The organism is Tabrizicola sp. M-4, assembly GCF_051132405.1.
Taxonomy (GTDB): Bacteria; Pseudomonadota; Alphaproteobacteria; order Rhodobacterales; family Rhodobacteraceae; genus Paragemmobacter.
Genome location: NZ_CP128606.1, coordinates 2,221,723 through 2,237,352, shown reverse-complemented (window position 1 = coordinate 2,237,352; position 15,630 = coordinate 2,221,723). Strand labels below are relative to the sequence as shown.

General features: G+C 65.6%; 15 protein-coding genes. 6 read left to right on the top strand and 9 right to left on the bottom strand.

Annotated features, from left to right (window positions below; translation table 11 throughout):
* Window positions 1–38 precede the first annotated feature (38 nt).
* On the top strand, window positions 39–398 hold the full coding sequence (gene hisI / locus TabM4_RS10995; RefSeq protein WP_434612233.1) for a phosphoribosyl-AMP cyclohydrolase: 360 nt from the start codon (window positions 39–41) through the stop codon (window positions 396–398).
* A gap of 85 nt (window positions 399–483) precedes the next feature.
* Here hisI and gluQRS read toward each other — a convergent pair whose 3' ends face one another.
* The 5 genes from gluQRS to gyrA form a co-directional block, all read right to left on the bottom strand.
* Window positions 484–1,317, bottom strand: coding sequence for a tRNA glutamyl-Q(34) synthetase GluQRS (gene gluQRS / locus TabM4_RS10990; protein WP_434612231.1), 834 nt, complete (start codon window positions 1,315–1,317; stop codon window positions 484–486).
* A 2-nt stretch (window positions 1,318–1,319) separates the two neighbouring features.
* Window positions 1,320–2,657, bottom strand: coding sequence for a methylenetetrahydrofolate--tRNA-(uracil(54)-C(5))-methyltransferase (FADH(2)-oxidizing) TrmFO (gene trmFO / locus TabM4_RS10985; RefSeq protein ID WP_434612230.1), 1,338 nt, complete (start codon window positions 2,655–2,657; stop codon window positions 1,320–1,322).
* 76 nt (window positions 2,658–2,733) lie between these two features.
* Window positions 2,734–3,111 carry a DoxX family protein gene (locus tag TabM4_RS10980; RefSeq protein ID WP_434612228.1) on the bottom strand — a complete coding sequence of 126 codons (378 nt, stop codon included), beginning with the start codon at window positions 3,109–3,111 and terminating at the stop codon, window positions 2,734–2,736.
* A gap of 232 nt (window positions 3,112–3,343) precedes the next feature.
* On the bottom strand, window positions 3,344–3,655 hold the full coding sequence (locus tag TabM4_RS10975) for a hypothetical protein (protein ID WP_434612226.1): 312 nt from the start codon (window positions 3,653–3,655) through the stop codon (window positions 3,344–3,346).
* Window positions 3,648–6,371 (bottom strand): DNA gyrase subunit A, encoded by a 2,724-nt coding sequence (gyrA, locus tag TabM4_RS10970; RefSeq protein WP_434622042.1) that lies wholly within the window; start codon window positions 6,369–6,371, stop codon window positions 3,648–3,650. Before gyrA ends, TabM4_RS10975 begins: the two co-directional genes overlap by 8 nt.
* 194 nt (window positions 6,372–6,565) lie before the next feature.
* Here gyrA and TabM4_RS10965 point away from each other — a divergent pair, with 194 nt between their 5' ends.
* The gene (locus TabM4_RS10965) at window positions 6,566–6,847 is read left to right on the top strand and encodes an usg protein (RefSeq protein WP_434612224.1); all 282 of its coding nucleotides are present in this window, start codon (window positions 6,566–6,568) and stop codon (window positions 6,845–6,847) included.
* A gap of 130 nt (window positions 6,848–6,977) precedes the next feature.
* Here the strand turns inward: TabM4_RS10965 and TabM4_RS10960 are convergent, their stop codons facing one another.
* Both TabM4_RS10960 and rocF read right to left on the bottom strand, forming a co-directional pair.
* A complete protein-coding gene (locus tag TabM4_RS10960) occupies window positions 6,978–8,006 on the bottom strand; it encodes an ornithine cyclodeaminase (protein WP_434612222.1) in 1,029 nt (342 codons plus the stop codon).
* Entirely contained in the window at window positions 8,006–8,932 is a 927-nt protein-coding gene (gene rocF, locus TabM4_RS10955; protein ID WP_434612221.1) for an arginase, read from the bottom strand. Before rocF ends, TabM4_RS10960 begins: the two co-directional genes overlap by 1 nt.
* Before the next feature lie 109 nt (window positions 8,933–9,041).
* On the opposite strand from rocF, the gene TabM4_RS10950 reads away from it, so the two are divergent.
* The 4 genes from TabM4_RS10950 to TabM4_RS10935 all read left to right on the top strand — a co-directional run bounded on the left by TabM4_RS10950 (window position 9,042) and on the right by TabM4_RS10935 (window position 13,006).
* Complete coding sequence (locus tag TabM4_RS10950; RefSeq protein ID WP_434622040.1) at window positions 9,042–9,473, top strand: Lrp/AsnC family transcriptional regulator; 432 nt, start codon at window positions 9,042–9,044, stop codon at window positions 9,471–9,473.
* A gap of 230 nt (window positions 9,474–9,703) precedes the next feature.
* On the top strand, window positions 9,704–11,674 hold the full coding sequence (locus TabM4_RS10945) for a heme lyase CcmF/NrfE family subunit (RefSeq protein ID WP_434622038.1): 1,971 nt from the start codon (window positions 9,704–9,706) through the stop codon (window positions 11,672–11,674).
* A gap of 47 nt (window positions 11,675–11,721) precedes the next feature.
* Complete coding sequence (locus tag TabM4_RS10940; RefSeq protein WP_434622036.1) at window positions 11,722–12,168, top strand: cytochrome c-type biogenesis protein; 447 nt, start codon at window positions 11,722–11,724, stop codon at window positions 12,166–12,168.
* Between the two features lie 61 nt (window positions 12,169–12,229).
* Window positions 12,230–13,006 carry an enoyl-CoA hydratase-related protein gene (locus TabM4_RS10935; RefSeq protein ID WP_434612219.1) on the top strand — a complete coding sequence of 259 codons (777 nt, stop codon included), beginning with the start codon at window positions 12,230–12,232 and terminating at the stop codon, window positions 13,004–13,006.
* A 121-nt stretch (window positions 13,007–13,127) separates the two neighbouring features.
* On the opposite strand, the gene ilvN is transcribed toward TabM4_RS10935, so the two are convergent.
* Together ilvN and TabM4_RS10925 are read right to left on the bottom strand one after the other, a co-directional pair.
* Window positions 13,128–13,688 (bottom strand): acetolactate synthase small subunit, encoded by a 561-nt coding sequence (gene ilvN / locus TabM4_RS10930; RefSeq protein ID WP_434612217.1) that lies wholly within the window; start codon window positions 13,686–13,688, stop codon window positions 13,128–13,130.
* A gap of 67 nt (window positions 13,689–13,755) precedes the next feature.
* Window positions 13,756–15,510 carry an acetolactate synthase 3 large subunit gene (locus TabM4_RS10925; RefSeq protein WP_434612215.1) on the bottom strand — a complete coding sequence of 585 codons (1,755 nt, stop codon included), beginning with the start codon at window positions 15,508–15,510 and terminating at the stop codon, window positions 13,756–13,758.
* Between the last annotated feature and the right edge of the window lie 120 nt (window positions 15,511–15,630).

The window sequence follows — 15,630 nt, the reverse complement described above, 5'->3', positions numbered from 1 at the left end:
GATAGACCCCTCCGATGTTCCTGCCAAGGAGAGGGCTGATGTCCTTTGACCCTGCAAGCCTAAAGTATGACCCGAACGGGTTGATCCCCTGCATCGCGCAGGATCATGCCACGGGCGAGGTGCTGATGATGGCGTGGATGAATGTTCAGGCCGTGGCGCGGACCTTGGAGACGGGGCGCGTGACCTATTGGAGCCGGTCGCGTGGGGCCTTTTGGGTGAAGGGCGAGACGTCGGGACATGTGCAGCGGCTGGTGGAGTTGTGGGTGGATTGCGACCGCGATGCGCTGCTGGCGCTGGTGGAGCAGGAGGGGCCTGCCTGCCACACGAACCGGCGGTCGTGTTTTTACACGGCGGTGCGGGATGGCGGCGAGGTCGTTCTGACGGAACCGATGGTTTGAAGGCAGGGGGCGCTCGCGCCCCCTCTTGGCGCTATGCGCCAATTCACCCCCTGAGGATATTTGGAAACGGATGAAGCGGCTGGGGTCAGAGGCCCGTCAAGCGGCGGATGTCCTGCGGAGTGGCGCCTTCGGCGCGGTACTTGGCGATGGCGCGGGCATCGTCGCGCTTGGCGAGGCGCTTGCCTTGGTCGTCGCGGATGAGGGCGTGGTGGTGGTAGGTGGGGGTGGGCAGGGCGAGGAGGCTTTGCAGGATCACCTGCACGGGGGTGAAGTCGAAGAGGTCTTCGCCGCGGATCACATGGGTGATGCCCTGATCGGCGTCGTCGAAGGCGGAGGCGAGGAAGTAGGCGACGATGTCTTCGCCTTTGCGCGACAGGACCACGTCGCCGATCTGCGCGAGGGCCTTGGCGCGGTCGATGCGGTGGGTTCCGGCATGGGTGGGGCCGGTTTCGGTGAAACTGGGCAGGGTGGGCAGCGCGTCGAGGGCGGCGGCGAGATTCAGGCGGAGGGCGTCTGCGGGTTTGCGGTCGGAGATGGGGCGGTTGCGGCATGTGCCGGGATAGACGTTGAAGGCCACGCCTTCCTGCGGGGCGGAGAGGGCCGCGCGGATGTCGGCGCGGGTGCAGGCGCAGGGGTAGAGGAGGCCGCGGTCGGCCAGCGGTTCGAGGCGGGCGTTGTAGGCGGCGATCTTGTCGGATTGGCGGTGGATGGGGCCGTCCCAAGAGAGGCCGAGCCATGTGAGGTCGGTCACAATCTGCGCTTCCCATTCTGGGCGGCAGCGGTCGAGGTCGGTGTCTTCCATCCGCAGGAGGAACTCGCCGCCAGCGGCGCGGGCCATGTCATGGGCGAGGATGGCGGAATAGGCGTGGCCGAGATGCAGGGGGCCGGTGGGAGAAGGGGCGAAGCGGGTGCGTAACATCGTTACTGCGCGGCGAGCCACGCGGTGAAGCTGTCCTTGGCGCGGTCGGTATAGGCCTTGTAGCGGTCCTTGCGGCCACGGCGTCCGCCCTTGGCGTCGATGGGGGGGAAGAGGCCGAAATTGACGTTCATGGGCTGGAAGGTCTTGGCATCCGCGCCGCCGGTGATGTGGGTGATGAGCGCCCCCATCGCGGTGTCGGGGGGCGGCGGGGGGAGGTCGCGGCCGAGGATTTGGGCGGCGGCCATGCGGCCGGCGAGCAGGCCCATCGCGGCGGATTCGACATAGCCTTCGACGCCCGTGACTTGGCCTGCGAAGCGCAAGGAGGGGCGGGATTTGAGACGCATGCGGTCGTCGAGCAGGGTGGGCGAGTTGATGAAGGTGTTGCGGTGGATGCCGCCAAGGCGCGCGAAGGAGGCGTTTCCGAGGCCGGGAATGGTTTTGAAAACAGCCGTTTGCGCGCCGTACTTCATCTTGGTCTGGAAGCCTACGATGTTGTAGAGCGTGCCGAGCTTGTTGTCGCGGCGGAGCTGGACGACGGCATAGGGTTTGACGTCGGGGCGGTGGGGGTTGGTCAGGCCCACCGGCTTCATCGGGCCGAAGCGCAGGGTTTCGCGGCCGCGTTCTGCCATGACTTCGATCGGCAGGCAGCCGTCGAAATAGCCTGCGGTTTCACCTTCGTGGAATTCGGTCTTGTCGGCTGCGAGGAGGGCGTCGATGAAGGCGTCGTATTGCGCCTTGTCCATCGGGCAGTTCATGTAGGCGGTCTGTTCCTCGAGTGTTTCGCCCTTGTCGTAGCGGGATTGCATCCAGGCGACCGACATGTCGACGGTGTCGGCATAGACGATGGGGGCGATGGCGTCGAAGAAGGCGAGGTGTTCCGCCCCGGTGGCAGCGCGGATGCTTTCGGCCAGCGCGCCGGAGGTGAGGGGGCCGGTGGCGATGATCCAGTGGCCGGAGGTGGGGAGGTCGCGGATTTCGCCATCCTCCACCGTTATGAGCGGGTGGTTGCGGAGCGTGCGGGTGACGGCTTCGGCGAAGGGGTCGCGGTCCACGGCGAGCGCCCCGCCTGCGGGGAGGCGGTGGGCGCGGGCGGTTTGCATGATTAGGCCGTCGGCTGCGCCCATTTCCCAATGCAGCAGGCCCACGGCGTTGCGTTCGTCATCGTCGGAGCGGAAGGAGTTGGAGCAGACCATTTCCGCAAGGTTGCCCGTGCGGTGGGCGAAGGTGCCGACGGTGGGGCGCATTTCGTGGATCACGACGCGGACGCCCATGCGGGCGGCCTGCCATGCGGCCTCGGACCCGGCCATGCCGCCGCCGATGATGTGAAGTGTATCGCTCATGGGGGGGATTTAGGGGTTTTCCGGGCGATAGGAAAGGGCCGAGGCGGGTGCCCCGGCCCTTGGACCGGAGGGGCGATCAGGCCTTGTCGAGGGCGAGTTTGCCCGGGCCGTGGATGGCGAACATCAAAAGGCCACCGGCGATGGCGAGGTTCTTGAGGAACATGGCCATCTGCATCTGGTCAGCTGGGGCGAAGTGGTAGAGGAGGCCCGCCACGACGCAGAAGGCGGCGGTGGCGAGGGCCACGATGCGGGTTTGCCAGCCGATGATGAGAAGCAGGCCCACGGCGATTTCGAAGATCACGGCAGGCCATGCGAGGAAGGCGGGAAGGCCGCCCGAGGCGAGGTAGCCGGAGAAGCCCGCCACGTCGCCGAGCTTGCCAAGGCCCGCGAGGAGGAAGAGGAGGCCGATGAGGATGCGGCCTGCGAGCGGGCCGAAGGTGTTCAGTGCTTGCATGGTGGGGGTCCTGTCCCTGTTTCACACGAGGTCCGGCGCGCAACTGCCGGATGGGCTGCGTTTATCATCGGTTCGGGATGCACCATAGGCGGGTGGGCGCGCGGGGGCTGTGCGTTGGTGCAGGGTGGGGCAAAATTCTTCTGCGAAGAATTTTGGGGGCGAATTTTCTGCGAAAATTCGGGGTGTTACGCTTGAAGGAGGGGCGGTGGAACCTTCGCAGAAGGTTCGGGAGTCAGGATTTTCGCAGAAAATCCTGCCGTAGGCGGGTTCGGGTTTCGGTGATGTAGGCTGTGGGATCAGCGGGGGTGAGGCTGAGTTCGGCGAGTTTCAGGAAAAAGCCTTGGGCGGGGAGGCCGTTGGAGAGGCGGCCTTCGAGGAGGGCGGCGCGTTGGGGGTGGCCTGTGGCGGCGTCCTCTTCCATCAGGCGTTCGAGGGCGGCGGTCAGGTCCGCGACGCGCCAGCCCAGATCGCGGGCAAGCGCGCCGTAAGTCGTTGTTTTGCCTTGCGCGGCAAGCTCGGCCAGCCGCGCGGCAAGGTCATTCATCGCCCTGTTCGGCGACGCGGGCGACGGAGACGACTTCTTCATCCGTGCCGACGTTGAACACCTTCACCCCCCCGGCGGAGCGGGAGCGGAAGCTGATCTGGTCCACGGGGACGCGGATCGACTGGCCGGTGGAGGTGGCGAGCATGATCTGGTCGGACATTTCCACGGGGAAGGAGGCGACGAGCTTGCCGCCGCGCATCGCGCCGTCCATCGCCTTGACGCCCATTCCGCCGCGACCGCGCACGGGGTAGCCGTGGGAGGAGGAAAGCTTGCCCGAACCGCCTGCGGTGATCGTGAGGATCAGGTCTTCGGCGGCGGACATTTCGGCGTAGCGTTCGGTGGAAAGCTGGCCGACCGCTGCGGTAACGCCTTCTTCATCATCGTCTGCCTCCGCCTCGTCGTCGACTGCGCCCGCCATGAGGCGGCGCTGTTTGAGGTAGGCTTCGCGTTCCTCGGGCGTGGCGTCGAAATGGCGGATGATGGCCATGGAAACGACCTTGTCGCCTTCCGCCAGTCGGATGCCGCGCACGCCGGTGGAGCCGCGCGACTTGAAGACGCGGATGTCGGTGGTGGGGAAGCGGATGGCGCGACCGCCTGCGGTGACCAGCATCACGTCGTCGTTTTCGTCGGCGATGGCGGCGTTAACCAGCGACACGCCTTCGGGCAGGTTCATCGCGATCTTGCCGTTGCGTTTGACGTTGGTGAAGTCGGAAAGGTCGTTCTGCCGGACGTCGCCGTCGGAGGTGGCGAAGACGATCTGGAGGTTGGCCCAGTCTTCCTCGGGCACATCCACCGGCATCAAGGCGGCGATGGAGACGCCGTTCTGGATCGGCAGGATGTTGACGATGGCCTTGCCCTTGGCCGTGCGGCCCGCGAGGGGGAGGCGCCACGTCTTCATCTTGTAGACCATGCCGTCGGTCGTGAAGAAGAGAAGATGGGTGTGGGTATTCGCCACGAAGAGCGTGGTGACGACGTCGTCTTCCTTCGTCTGCATCGACGAAAGTCCCTTGCCGCCCCGGTTTTGAGACCGGAATTCGGCAAGCGGTGTGCGCTTGATATAGCCGCCGGAGGTGATGGTGACGACCATGTCTTCGCGTTCGATCAGGTCCTCATCGTCCATGTCGCCCGACCAGTCCTGGATCTCGGTCCGGCGGGGGACGGCGAAGGCGGCTTTCACTTCGCGGAGTTCGTCGGAGATGATCGCCATGATGCGGTCGCGGGAGGAGAGGATGTCGAGGTAGTCCTTGATCTTCGCCGCCAGTTCTTCGAGTTCGTCGGTGACTTCCTTCACCCCGAGCGCCGTGAGGCGTTGCAGGCGCAGGTCGAGGATGGCGCGGGCCTGTGCTTCGGACAGGTTGTAGGTGCCGTCGTCGTTCATCGTGTGTGACGGGTCGTCGATCAGGCGGATATAGGCCGCGATATCGGCGGCGGGCCAGCGGCGGGTCATCAGTTTTTCACGCGCTTCGGCGGCGTCGGCGGAGGCGCGGATGGTGCGGACGACTTCGTCGACGTTCGACACGGCCACGGCTAGGCCGCAGAGGATGTGGGAGCGTTCGCGCGCTTTGCGCAGTTCAAAGGCGGTGCGGCGGGCGACCACTTCCTCGCGGAAAGTGATGAAATGCGTGAGGAAATCGCGGAGCGTCAGTTGTTCGGGGCGTCCGCCGTTCAGCGCCAGCATGTTGCAGCCGAAGGAGGTTTGCATGGGCGTGAAGCGGTAGAGCTGGTTCAGGACGACATCGGGCGTGGCGTCGCGCTTGAGTTCGATGACCACGCGCACGCCGATGCGGTCGGATTCATCCGCCACGCCGGAAATGCCTTCGATCTTCTTGTCGCGCACCATTTCGGCGATCTTCTCGATCATCGACGCCTTGTTCACCTGATAGGGAATCTCGTCGAGGATTATGGCGAAGCGATCCTTACGGATTTCTTCCACCCGCGTTTTGGCGCGGATGATGACGCTGCCGCGTCCTTCCAAGTATGCCTTGCGCGCGCCGGAGCGGCCGAGGATCACGCCCCCCGTGGGGAAGTCGGGGGCGGGGATGATCTCCATCAGCGCTTCGGTCGAGAGGTCGGGGTTTTCGATCAGCGCGAGCGTGCCGTCGATGACTTCGCCCAGGTTGTGGGGCGGGATGTTGGTCGCCATGCCGACCGCGATGCCGCCCGCGCCGTTCACCAGCATGTTGGGGAAGCGGGCGGGAAGGACAGTGGGTTCGCGGTCCTTGCCGTCGTAATTGTCTTGGAATTCAACGGTTTCCTTGTCGATATCGGCAAGGAGGAAGGCGGCAGGTTTGTCCATCCGCACTTCGGTGTAGCGCATGGCTGCCGCTGCGTCGCCGTCCATGGAGCCGAAGTTGCCCTGACCGTCGAGGAGTTTCAGCGACATGGAGAAGGGCTGCGCCATGCGGACCAGCGCGTCGTAGATCGCCGAGTCGCCGTGGGGGTGGTATTTTCCCATCGTGTCGCCGACGGGGCGGGCGGATTTGCGGTAAGGTTTGTCGTGGGTGTTGCCGGATTCCTGCATCGCGAAGAGGATGCGGCGGTGGACGGGTTTCAACCCGTCGCGCAGGTCGGGGATGGCGCGGCTTACGATCACGCTCATGGCGTAGTCGAGATAGGCGGTCTTCATCTCGTCCGCGATGGAGACCTGGGGGCCGTGCCACGGGTTCTTGGGCGCGGAATCTTCGGTGTTTTCAGGGGTTTCTGGCGTGTCGTTCACGTGAACCTCGGACTTCCTGCGCATGCGCTACATCTTGTTGCGCGCGACCTTACACCATCCTGCATCTGGGGTGCAATGCGGGATGGCCTGCGGGTTTGGCAGCAGGGATGAGGGAGTGCCAACATATTGAAATCGTTGCCAGAAAGCGCGAATCGATGCAGCCTTTCCAGAGGGGGGCGAGCAAGGAGGCGCGCATGGCTTCACTGGACGGGCGCAGCGAGACGGAGTTGATGCTGCGGGGATATGGTCTGACGACGGCGGAATTCTTCTACCGGATGCCGGATTATCGCAGTGTTCTCAATACCTTCGTGTGGCAGCACTATGATCTGGCACCGGATTATCCGGAGCTTTTCCGCTTCATCGAGTTCTGGCAGGAGAAGATCGAGGGGCCGCTGCATTCGGTGCGGTTCACGCATCGAAAGCTGATTTCGCCGGGGGAATGGCGGAATGTGGTGGGGGAATTCCGGCTGCATTGAGCGTACCGGAACCTGTGCCGGAAACTGTACCGCAAACCGTCAGCACGCAGCGGGCTGTCGCGTAAGGCGGGGTTAACCCCGCCCAACGGGGCCGTGGTTTGGGTGTGGCGGGGTGAACCCCGCCCTACGGTCAGGCGGCGCGGAGGAGCATGCCGAAGAGGTCGCGGGGGTCGTCGGGATCGGCGATCATGTCGAGGTCTTCGTAGAGGCCGGTTTCGGCGAGTTTGGAGCGGATGTAGTTGAGGGCCGAGAAATCCTCGATCGCGAAGCCGACAGAGTCGAAGAGGGTGACTTGCGCGGGGTCGCTGCGGCCCGTGGCGGTGCCTGCGATGACTTCCCAGAGTTCGGTGACCGGGTGGTCGGCAGGGAGTTGCTGGATTTCACCTTCGATGCGGGTCTGGGGCGGGTATTCGACGAAGATCGACGCGCGGTGCAGGATGTCGGGGTGGAGTTCCGTCTTGCCCGGGCAGTCGCCGCCGACGCCGTTGATGTGGACGCCGGAGCCGACCATGTTGTCGGTGAGGATCGTGGCGTTGGTCTTGTCCGCCGTGACGGTGGTGATGATCTGCGCGCCGAGGATTGCCTCTTCGGCCGTGTGGCATTCGGTGATCGTCAGGCCGCAGCCCGCGAGGTTGCGGGCGCATTTGGCAGTGGCGGCGGGGTCTATGTCGTAGAGGCGGATGTGGGTGATGCCGCAGACGGCCTTGAAGGCCAGAGCCTGGAACTCCGCCTGTGCGCCGTTGCCGATGATGGCCATGGTGGTGGCGCCTTTGGGCGCGAGCCATTTGGCGGCCATCGCGCTGGTGGAGGCGGTACGGAGCGCGGTGAGGATGGTCATTTCCGAGAGCAGCACGGGGTAGCCGGTTTCGACATCGGCGAGCAGGCCGAAGGCGGTGACGGTCTGGAGGCCGCGCTTCATGTTCGATGGATGGCCGTTGACATATTTGAACCCGTAGGTCTGCCCGTCGGAGGTGGGCATGAGTTCGATCACGCCCACGTCGGAATGGGAGGCGATGCGCGGCGTCTTGTCGAACTGGCCCCAGCGGAGGAAGTCGGCTTCGATGGCCTTGGCGAGGTCCGTCAGCATGGTTTCCACCCCGATGCGGTGGACGAGTTTCATCATCCGGTCGACGGAGACGAAGGGGACGAGATTCAGCATCACATGTGGCTCCGTGTCGGGCGGTCGAAGACCTTGCGCCCCATGAGGGAGGCGACGAGGTCGACCATCAGGCGGGCGGTGCGCCCGCGTTCATCGAGGAAGGGGTTGAGTTCGACGAGGTCGAGGGAGGTGACGAGGTCGGATTCGTGCAGGAGTTCCATGACCAGATGCGCCTCGCGGAAGGTGGTGCCACCGGGGACGGTGGTGCCGACGGCGGGGGCGATGGAGGGATCGAGGAAATCGACGTCGAGGGAGACGTGGAGCATCCCGCCTGCGGCGCGGACGCGGTCGAGGAAGGCGCGGAGGGGGGCGACGATGCCGTTCTCGTCCAGCACGCGCATGTCATTGATGGCGATGTCATGGGTGAGGAGGGCGGCATGTTCCGCCGGATCGACCGAGCGGATGCCGTAGAGGCAGATGTTCTGCGGCGGGATCGGCTGCGGGAAGGGGGGGAAGGCGTCGAAGCCGTCGCGTCCGGCGATATAGGCGACGGGGGTGCCGTGCAGGTTGCCCGAGGTGGTGGTGAGGGGGGTGTGGAAGTCGCTGTGTGCGTCGAGCCAGAGGAGGAAGAGGGGGCGGCCGTTGCGTTTGGCAAAGGTCGCGGCGCCCGCCACGGTGCCGAGGGCGAGGGAATGGTCGCCGCCCATGATGATGGGGAGTCCGTTCGCGGAGAGGGCATCGTCGACGCGGTCGGCGAGGATTTCGGTCCAGCCGACGGTTTCGGGGAGGCTGTGGACTGCGGGATTCGGGGTGGAGACGGGTTTGAGGTCGGGGAGGGCGACGTCGCCCCAGTCCTGCACGCCATGGCCGAGATCGCGGATGGCCTGTGCGAGGCCCGCGACGCGGTAGGCGGCGGGGCCCATGAGGCAACCGGGGTAGCGTTGGCCTGAGTCGATGGGGGCGCCGATGAGGATGGCGTTGGACATGGGGGGCTCCTTGTTGCGGGCAGCGTGTTTCCGGTTTGCGGAGAAATCCAGCGCTGTTATGGTCGATGCGGACAAGGGATTGTACGGATCGGCGGGAGAATTTGCCATGATGGACGATGTGGACCTGCGGCTGGTGGCGGAGTTGCGCCGCGACGGGCGGGCGGCGTTGTCGGATCTGGCGGATCGGCTGGGGCTGAGCCGGGCGACCGTGCGGGCGCGGATGGAGCGGCTGACGGCGAAGGGGGAGATTGCGGGGTTCACGGTCGTCACGCGGGGGGATGTGACGTCATCGCCGGTGCGGGCCTTGATGATGATTGGGATCGAGGGGCGCGGGGGCGAGAAGATCATGGCGCGGCTGGGGGGCTTGCCGCAGGTGCAGGCGGTGCATTCCACCAATGGGCGGTGGGATGTGATCGTGGAGTTGGGGACGCAGACACTGTTGGAACTGGACGAGACGATCCACCGGATCCGCGCGATGGAGGGGGTTACGGTGTCGGAGACGAACCTGCTTCTGTCGACCCGGAAAGCGGGGCGGCGGTAAGGGGAGGACCCACACCCCCGGCCCCTCCCCCGTGAAGGACGGGAGAGGGGAGAGGCCCGGAGGTTTTGACCGCGCACGGGGTGCGGGCGGCGAATTGGGTATTTGGGCCGAAACGAAGGGGCGGGGGCGTGATCAAGCCTTCGTCAGGGGCTGCGACGCGGGGGCGCATCCCCATTGGAGCGGGCGGGGTTTGCGCCTATGGTCTGCGCGAACAAGAGGGAGGGGCCGCGATGATCGTGGAGCTTGGGCATTTCGCGCTGATCCTGGCGCTGGCGGTGGCCATCATCCAATCGACCGTGCCCCTGATCGGGGCGCAGCGGCGCAATGCGGCCTGGATGGCGGTGGGCGATCCGGCGGCGGTGGTGCAGTTCCTGCTGGTGGGATTTTCCTTCGCCGCGCTGACCTATGCCTTCGTGGTGTCGGATTTCTCGCTGTCCTTGGTGGTGAGCAATTCGCATACGCTGAAGCCGATGATCTACAAGATCTCCGGGGTCTGGGGGAACCATGAGGGGTCGCTGCTGCTGTGGGTGCTGATCCTTGCGTTGTTCGGGGCCTGCGCGGTGTGGTTCGGGGGGAACCTGCCGCCGCAGCTCAAGGCGCGGGTGCTGGCGGTGCAGGGGATGATCGGGGTGGCGTTCCTGCTGTTCATGCTGTTGACCTCAAACCCCTTCCTGCGGCTGGCGGTGCCGCCTTTGGATGGGCAGGATCTGAACCCGCTGTTGCAGGATCCGGGATTGGCCTTTCATCCGCCGTTTCTTTACCTCGGCTATGTCGGGCTTTCGATGAGCTTTTCCTTTGCGGTGGCGGCGCTGATCGAGGGGCGGGTGGATGCGGCATGGGGGCGGTGGGTGCGGCCATGGACGCTGGCGGCCTGGGTCTTTTTGACCATCGGGATCGCGTTGGGATCGTGGTGGGCCTATTACGAGCTGGGCTGGGGCGGGTTTTGGTTCTGGGACCCGGTGGAGAACGCGTCCTTCATGCCATGGCTGATCGCGGCGGCATTGCTGCATTCGGCCATCGTGGTGGAGAAGCGGGAGAGCCTGAAGGCCTGGACCATCCTGCTGGCCATCCTTGCCTTTGGCTTTTCGCTGGTGGGGACCTTCATCGTGCGGTCGGGGGTGATCACCTCGGTCCATGCCTTTGCCAATGACCCGGACCGGGGGGTGTTCATCCTGTTGATCCTTGGGGTGTTCATGGGCGGCGCGCTGACGCTCTTCGCGGTGCGGGCGGGGGTCATGGAGGCGAAGGGGGTCTTCGGCGTCGTCAGCCGCGAGAGCGCGCTGGTGGCGAACAACATCCTGCTGGCGGTGTCGGCCTTCGTGGTGTTCTTCGGGACGATCTGGCCCTTGGTGGCGGAGATGGTCTTCGGGCGGCAGTTGAGCGTGGGGGAGCCCTTCTTCAACGCGGCCTTCTCGCCCTTCGTGGTGGCTTTGGCGGCGATTCTGCCCATCGGGGCGATGATGCCGTGGAAGCGCGGGGATGCGGTGCGGGGGATGCGGCCGCTGTGGCCCGTTCTGCTGCTGTCGGTCGCGGTGGGCGCGCTGGTCTGGGCGATGCAGACGGGGCGCACGGCGTTGGGTCCGGTGGGGGTGATCCTTGGCCTTTGGGTCGTGGGCGGGGCCTTGGTGGACCTGTGGACGCGGACGGGGCGCGGGGCGGTGGCAGGGCGCGTGGCGCGGCTGGCGCGGCTGCCGCGTGCGGATTGGGGGAAGGCCGTGGCGCATGGCGGCCTTGGCGTGACGATCTTTGCGGTTTCGGCCATGCTGGCCTGGAAGACCGAGGATATCCGCGTGGTGCAGATCGGTGGGTCCTATCCGCTGGGGGCCTATGAGGTTACGCTGGTCGATGTGCGCGAGGTGCAGGGGCCGAACTATACCTCGACCATGGCGGAGTTGCTGGTGGCGAAGGATGGGGAAGAGGTGGTGCGCCTGTTCCCGGAGAAGCGGGTCTATCCGGTGGCGGGGATGCCGACGACGGAGGCCGCCATCGACTATGGCTTCCTGCGCGATGTCTATCTGGTGATCGGGGATCCACAGCAGAATGGCGGTTGGGCGGTGCGGTCCTATATCGAGCCCTTTGCCAATTGGCTGTGGGCGGGCTGCATCCTGATGGCGCTGGGTGGTTTGCTGAGCCTGACGGACAGGCGCTATCGCGTGGCGGCGGGGGCGCGGCGGGTGCCTGCCGGAGTGCCTGCGGAATGAGGGGGTGGGTGTGGGATGGCGGGCTGAAGCCCGCCCTACGGCCCGTCCTGCGGGCCGCCTTCCTTGTGGGGGCGCTGGGGATGGCGGCTCCGGTCCATGCGGTGCAGCCGGATGAGATCCTTGCCGATCCGGTGTTGGAGCAGCGGGCGCGGGATCTTTCCAAGGGGCTGCGCTGCCTCGTCTGCCGCAACGAGAATATCGACGATTCCGATGCGCAACTGGCCAAGGATTTGCGGATCCTTCTGCGGGAGCGGCTGGTGGCAGGGGACACGGATGAGGAGGCGATTGCATTCCTCGTGGATCGCTATGGGGAATATGTGCTGCTGAACCCGCCTGCGACGGGGGTGAACATCCTGCTCTGGGTCGCGGGGCCTGCGATGCTGCTGGCGGGGGTGGGGATCGCCTTTGCCACGTTCCGGCGGCGCGGACAGGCCGTGGCGGAGGGGCTGAGCGTCGAGGAGGAGGCGCGCCTGCGCGAAATCCTGAAGGAGTGACGCGGGGTCGGGCTTTTCCTTTCGGGCCGCCCGCGTAGGGTGGCGAAAAAGGGAGGGTGCCATGGCCTATGAGACGATCACGGTGGCGGAGGCCGGGGGCGTGGCCACGATCACGCTGAACCGGCCGGAGGTGATGAACGCGCTGTCGTCGCGGCTGCGGGAGGAATTGCTGCGGGCGTGGCGGGATGTGGAGGGGCGCGCGCGCTGCATCGTGCTGACAGGGGCGGGGCGGGCCTTCTGTTCCGGGCAGGATCTGCAGGATGCGATGGCCTTGGGCCGGATGGACCTTGGCCGGGTTCTGGCCGAGGAATACGAGCCGCTTCTGAAGGCAATCTATGACTGTCCGGTGCCGACGATCGCGGCGGTGAACGGGGCGGCGGCAGGGGCGGGGACGAATCTGGCGCTGGCCTGCGATGTGGTGATCGCGAGCGAGGCGGCATCCTTCATTCAGGCCTTCACGCGGATCGGGCTGATCCCGGATGCGGGGGGGACCTATTGGCTGCCGCGTCAGGTGGGGATGGCGCGGGCGATGGGGGCGGCGCTGTTTGCCGACAAGGTTCCGGCGCGGCAGGCCGCCGATTGGGGGATGATCTGGGAGGCGGTGCCGGAGGCGGATTTCGCGGCCCATGTGGCGGGACGGGCGGCAGCGCTGGCATCGGGGCCGACGGTGGCCTATCGGTTGGTCAAGCAGGCTTTGCGGGCCTCGCCGGCGAACGGGTTGGCGGACCAACTGGCGCTGGAGGCGCGGTTGCAGGGCGAGGCGGGAGCGACCGCGGATTTCAGGGAAGGTGTGATGGCGTTTCTGGAGAAACGCCCGGCGCGGTTTTCCGGGGCCTGAGAAGAGGCGAATTCTGACGCAGAATTCGCGCCGGAATTTGACGCAAATTCCGGATCAGGCGCCTGTGGCGCCTGCGGTTCCTGTGTCAGGAACCGTTGCGAAATCTGCGTCAGATTTCGTTTCAGGCGCCGCGCGACAGGGCAGCGACGCCCGTGCGCGCCAGTTCGCGCAGGCCCAGCGGACGCATCAGATCTGCGAAGGCGTCGATCTTTTCCGGAGTTCCCGTGATCTCGAAGACGAAGCTTTCCAGCGTCGAGTCCACCACATTGGCGCGGAAGATCTCGGCCAGACGCAGCGCCTCGATCCGCGCCTCTCCCTTGCCCGCGACCTTCAGCAGCGCGAGTTCCCGCTGCACGGCGGGGCCTTCGGCGGTGAGGTCGTGCACTTCGTAGACGGCCACCAGACGGCCCAACTGCGCCTCGATCTGGTCGATGACGGCGGGGGTGCCGGAGGTGACGATGGTGATGCGCGACCGGTGTCCGGTATGGTCCACCTCGGCCACGGTGAGGCTGTCGATGTTGTAGCCGCGCCCGGAGAAGAGGCCGATGACGCGGGCGAGGACGCCCGGTTCATTCTCGACGATGATCGCCAGCGTGTGGCTTTCTATGACCGTCGCGTTGTGGTCGCGCAGATCATAGGCGGAATGGCTGGTGGAGCCTTTTTTGATATTGAGCGCGGACATCCGCCACTCCCTTCATCTGTTCACAAATATCCCGGGGGTGCGGGGGCTGGCCCCCGCTTGCGACGCGTCAGACCAGAACCGCCCCTTTGGCGCCGATGACGCCTTGGGTGTCGGCCTCGCCCAGCAGCATCTCGTTATGCGGCTTGCCCGACGGGATCATGGGGAAGCAGTTTTCGTGCTTTTCCACGAGGCAGTCGAAGATCACCGGGCCGTCGTAGCGGATCATCTCCATGATCGCGTCGTCGAGGTCCTTGGGGTCTTGGCACTTGATGCCCTTGCAGCCGAAGGCTTCGGCCAGTTTTACGAAATCGGGGAGCGATTCCGACCAGGAATGCGAGTAGCGCTCGCCATGCAGCAGTTCCTGCCACTGGCGCACCATGCCGAGGCGTTCGTTGTTCAGGATGAACTGCTTGACGGGCGCGCGGAATTGCATCGCGGTGCCCATTTCCTGCATGTTCATGAGCCACGATGCCTCTCCCGCCACGTTGATCACCAACGCCTCGGGATGGGCGATCTGCACGCCGATGGAGGCGGGCAGGCCGTAGCCCATGGTCCCCAGACCGCCGGAGGTCATCCAGCGGTGCGGATCCTCGAAGCCGAGGAACTGGGCGGCCCACATCTGGTGTTGGCCCACTTCGGTGGTGATGTAGCGGTCCATGCCCTTGGTGAGCGCTTCGAGGCGCTGGAGGGCGTATTGCGGCTTGATGGTCTTTTCGCTGTTCTTGAAGGCGAGGCAGTCGACCGCGCGCCATTCGGCGATCTGTTTCCACCATTTGTCCAGACCGCCCTTGTTGGTCTTGGACCCGCGGGCGCGCCATTGGCGCAGCACTTCCTCCAGAACCAGCGTCACGTCGCCGACGATGGGGACATCGACGCGGATCACCTTGTTGATGGAGGAGGGGTCGATGTCGATATGGACTTTCCGCGAATGGGGCGAGAAGTCCTTGACGCGGCCGGTGATGCGGTCGTCGAAGCGGGCGCCGATGTTGATCATCAGGTCGCAGCCATGCATGGCGAGGTTGGCCTCATAGAGGCCGTGCATGCCGAGCATGCCGAGCCAGTTCTTGCCTGAGGCGGGATAGGCGCCGAGGCCCATCAGGGTGGAGGTGATGGGGAAGTTGGTTTCCGCCACCAGTTCGCGGATGAGCGTGCTGGCGCGGGTGCCGGAGTTGATGACGCCGCCGCCGGTGTAGAGGATGGGGCGTTCGGCCTGTTCCATCATCTCGACCAGACGGGCGATCTGTTCGGAATCGCCTGTCTTGCGCGGCTGGTAGTGCTGGGTGCGCGCGTTTTCCATGGGCGTGTAGGTCGCGGTGGCGAACTGAACGTCCTTGGGGATGTCGATCAGCACGGGGCCGGGGCGGCCGGAGGTGGCGACGTGGAAGGCCTGATGGATGGTCTCGGACAGTTTCGCCGTGTCCTTCACCAGCCAGTTGTGTTTCGTGCAGGGGCGGGTGATGCCGACCGTATCGGCCTCTTGGAAGCCATCGGTGCCGATCATGAAGGTGGGTACCTGACCGGTGAGGACGACGAGCGGGATGGAATCCATCAGCGCGTCGACGAGGCCCGTCACGGCATTCGTCGCGCCGGGGCCGGAGGTCACGAGGACAACGCCGGGCTTGCCGGTGGAGCGGGCATAGCCTTCGGCCATGTGGACCGCGCCCTGTTCGTGGCGGACGAGGATGTGGCGGATGTCGTTCTGCTGGAAGATCTCGTCATAGATCGGCAGAACGGCGCCGCCGGGATAGCCGAAGACCACTTCGACCCCCTGATCCTTGAGGGCCTGAACCACCATCTTCGCGCCGGTCATCTGTTTCGTCATCTGCCTTCACCTGTCTGGGGGGGGCAATCCCCGCTTCGCGCAACAAAAAGCCCCCGGTTTTCGATCCGGGGGCGCATGGGAACCATATGGTCAGCGTTACCGCCCCATGCGCCTGAGCCT